This window comes from Yoonia sp. (genome assembly GCF_017854415.1).
In the GTDB taxonomy this organism is placed as follows: domain Bacteria; phylum Pseudomonadota; class Alphaproteobacteria; order Rhodobacterales; family Rhodobacteraceae; genus Yoonia.
This window is the reverse complement of record NZ_JAFMHR010000098.1, coordinates 8929-11725: the sequence shown is the minus strand read 5'-3', so window position 1 is coordinate 11725 and position 2797 is coordinate 8929. Positions and strand designations below refer to the sequence as shown.

The window sequence follows — 2797 nt, the reverse complement described above, 5'->3', positions numbered from 1 at the left end:
CCTAGCGTTTCCAAAATATTAAGGATTAGCTATCAGTTAATTATTAACCAAATCTTAGCGCCGGCTGATTTTGAACGGCAATAGATAGAGGGTGGCGGTAGAAAGTCGGATTTCTGAATGCGTAAGTTAAACAGTGGAGTTGTCGGTATTGACCACGGTGAAGTGGTTATGTTCTCGGATTTTGAGGATGATGGTCAGATGTGGCGTGGCGATGGACCGCGCAATTCTTTGGCTGCCGTGACGTTCGCAACATCCTTCATGACTCCACCGCATGTGCAGGTGTCCATTTCCATGTGGGATATTTCAAACAACACCAACAATCGCGCAGATGTTCAGGCCGAAGCGATCACTGCGGCAGGTTTCAATATCGTTTTTCGGACATGGAACGACACGAAAGTCGCGCGTATTAGGGTCGCATGGACGGCGATTGGCGAACTGCCACACGATGACGCATGGGAACTTTACTAGCGGCTATTTGGAGGCGTAAAGCCCCTCATAGATCGGACCCAGTGTCTTGTGATCAAACAACGACGACACCGACGTTCCGTTCCAAGTGTTCAAGATCGCTTGCGCGAACATTGGCGCGGTTGGCACGATGCGGATATTTGGGCAGTTCTTTACAGCGTCCGTGGGTTGGATTGTGTCAGTGATCACAAGGCTTTTCATAACAGATTTCGAAACACGTTCGACCGCAGGGCCGGACAGGACGCCATGAGTGATGTAGGAATGGACCTCTTTTGCGCCATTCTCCATCAACACTTCAGCCGCCTTGCAAAGCGTACCAGCGGTATCAACAATATCGTCAACGATCACGCAGACCTTGTCTTTCACGTCCCCAATGACAGTCATTTCGGCGACTTCGCCGGGTTTGCCGCGCCGTTTATCGACGATCGATAGGGGCGCGCCAATGCGTTGTGCCAGATCGCGCGCGCGCGCCACACCGCCAACGTCGGGCGACACAACCATGATATCATCCATTTTGTCGCGGAAATTATGCATCGCATCCAGCGCATAGATGGGCGACGCATAAAGGTTGTCGACCGGAATATCGAAAAAACCCTGAATCTGCGTTGCATGCAAATCCAGGGTTAAAACGCGTTCGATGCCTGCTTCGACGATCATATTAGCCACCAACTTGGCCGTGATCGGGGTGCGCGCCTTGGATCGGCGATCCTGTCGGGCATAGCCGAAATAGGGGATCACTGCGGTGATCCGGGCGGCTGACGATCTGCGCAGCGCGTCGGCGATGATCAATAGTTCCATCAAATTGTCGTTGGCGGGGTTCGACGTCGGCTGAACGATGAACATATCCTCGCCGCGGACGTTTTCGTAGACTTCGACGAAAACCTCACCATCATTGAACCGCTCTACCCGTGCATCGATCAGGCCCACATCCATCCCGCGGTGCATCGACATGCGGCGTGCAATCGCGTTTGCCAGTGGCTGGTTTGCGTTTCCGGAAATCAGCTTTGGTTCGATCATTGTAGGCATGAGGGTCGGTCCTTTGGCAGAAGGGATCGTTACAGCAATGTAACAGATTCGTGGCGTTGACACCGCGTAACACAAGCTTACCGTCTCGCAAAGAATTCAGCACCCCAAGGAGCCGCAAAATGGCACATATCGACTATTACTTTGCAACGATTTCCCCCTTCACCTATCTCAGCGGTACACGGCCTGCGGAAATCGCGAAAAAACACGGCGCGACGATCACCTATAAGCCGGTTGATATCATGGGGCTGTTTTCACGCACTGGCGGCACGCCACCCAAAGATCGTCACCCGAACCGCCAAGAATACCGCCTGCAAGATATGGCGCGCCGCGCCAAGGTTACGAAAGAGCCTTTGAACCTCAAGCCGATGTTCTGGCCAACGAACGGTGCACCGTCAGCCTATGCGATCATTGCCGCCCAGAATACCGGTGCCGATGTGGGCGCATTGGTCAAAGCCTTTGGCGCTGCTTGCTGGGCCGAAGAACGCGACATCAGCCAAGATGATGTTGTGCGCGATTGCCTAGAGAAATGCGGATTTGATCCGGCGTTGGCAGATGCCGATATGCTGACCAGCGCCGACACTTTTGCCAAGAACCTCGAAGATGCAGTACTTGCCGGTGCATTTGGTGCGCCGTTCTTTATTACCGATACCGACCAGCGGTTCTGGGGCGAAGACCGGATCGATGATTTAGACGCTTGTCTTGGTGGCAAACTTTAAGCGCGCAAAAGATCGAGGAACTGGTTCACGCCGTCCTTGGTCATTGACCAATCGGTCACAAGGCGACCCATGAGCATTTCTTCTGGGTCGCCAACTTCTGGATCACCGCTCATCACATAGTAAACGGCACCACCGTCAAGCATCCGCTTGTGTTCGCGCCGTGGCATGTTGAAAAAGATGATATTTGCTTGCGGTTCATACAGTATCTCAACTGCATTATGCCCGCGCATGCCGTCGGCCAATTGCACGCAACTTGCATTCGCCGCGCGCGCCATTTCCAGCCATAGACCGTCTGTCAGATAGGCCTGCATCTGTGCTGATAGATAGCGATGCTTTGACAAAAGGTGCCCACCGCGTTTGCGTCGCAGCTCGAATTCCCACGCGATATCGGGATCGAAGATCACGCAAGCCTCGACACCCAAAGCACCATTTTTTGTGCCGCCAAAGCTGACGGTATCAACGCCAGATTTCCACGTCATTTCAGCCGCTGTGCAATCAAGGGCAACCATTGCATTAGCAAAGCGTGCGCCATCAAGGTGGGTTTTCATCCCGAATTCCTGCGCCGTCGCAGTCAGTTCTTTGATCTCGTC

4 protein-coding genes are annotated in these 2797 nt (G+C 53.3%); 2 read left to right on the top strand and 2 right to left on the bottom strand.

Annotated elements, in window-relative coordinates; translation table 11 throughout:
• Nucleotides 1–117: 117 nt before the first annotated feature.
• Nucleotides 118–468, top strand: coding sequence for an H-type lectin domain-containing protein (locus tag QZ197_RS11470; protein WP_296432107.1), 351 nt, complete (start codon nt 118–120; stop codon nt 466–468).
• Nucleotides 469–471: 3 nt separating this feature from the next.
• On the opposite strand, the gene QZ197_RS11465 is transcribed toward QZ197_RS11470, so the two are convergent.
• Complete coding sequence (locus QZ197_RS11465) at nt 472–1491, bottom strand: ribose-phosphate pyrophosphokinase (protein WP_296432105.1); 1020 nt, start codon at nt 1489–1491, stop codon at nt 472–474.
• Between the two features lie 119 nt (nt 1492–1610).
• On the opposite strand from QZ197_RS11465, the gene QZ197_RS11460 reads away from it, so the two are divergent.
• Nucleotides 1611–2207, top strand: coding sequence for a 2-hydroxychromene-2-carboxylate isomerase (locus QZ197_RS11460; protein WP_296432104.1), 597 nt, complete (start codon nt 1611–1613; stop codon nt 2205–2207).
• Here the strand turns inward: QZ197_RS11460 and QZ197_RS11455 are convergent.
• The coding region (locus QZ197_RS11455) for a beta-eliminating lyase-related protein (protein WP_296432103.1) at nt 2204–2797 on the bottom strand (594 nt) is incomplete at its 5' end. The two genes, QZ197_RS11460 and QZ197_RS11455, sit on opposite strands and share 4 nt — an antisense overlap.

Coding starts and splice junctions, on each gene's coding strand:
- QZ197_RS11460 (WP_296432104.1), top strand. CDS start 1,611: ATGGCACATATCGACTATTACTTTGCAACGATTTCCCCCTTCACCTAT.
- QZ197_RS11465 (WP_296432105.1), bottom strand. CDS start 1,491: ATGCCTACAATGATCGAACCAAAGCTGATTTCCGGAAACGCAAACCAG.
- QZ197_RS11470 (WP_296432107.1), top strand. CDS start 118: ATGCGTAAGTTAAACAGTGGAGTTGTCGGTATTGACCACGGTGAAGTG.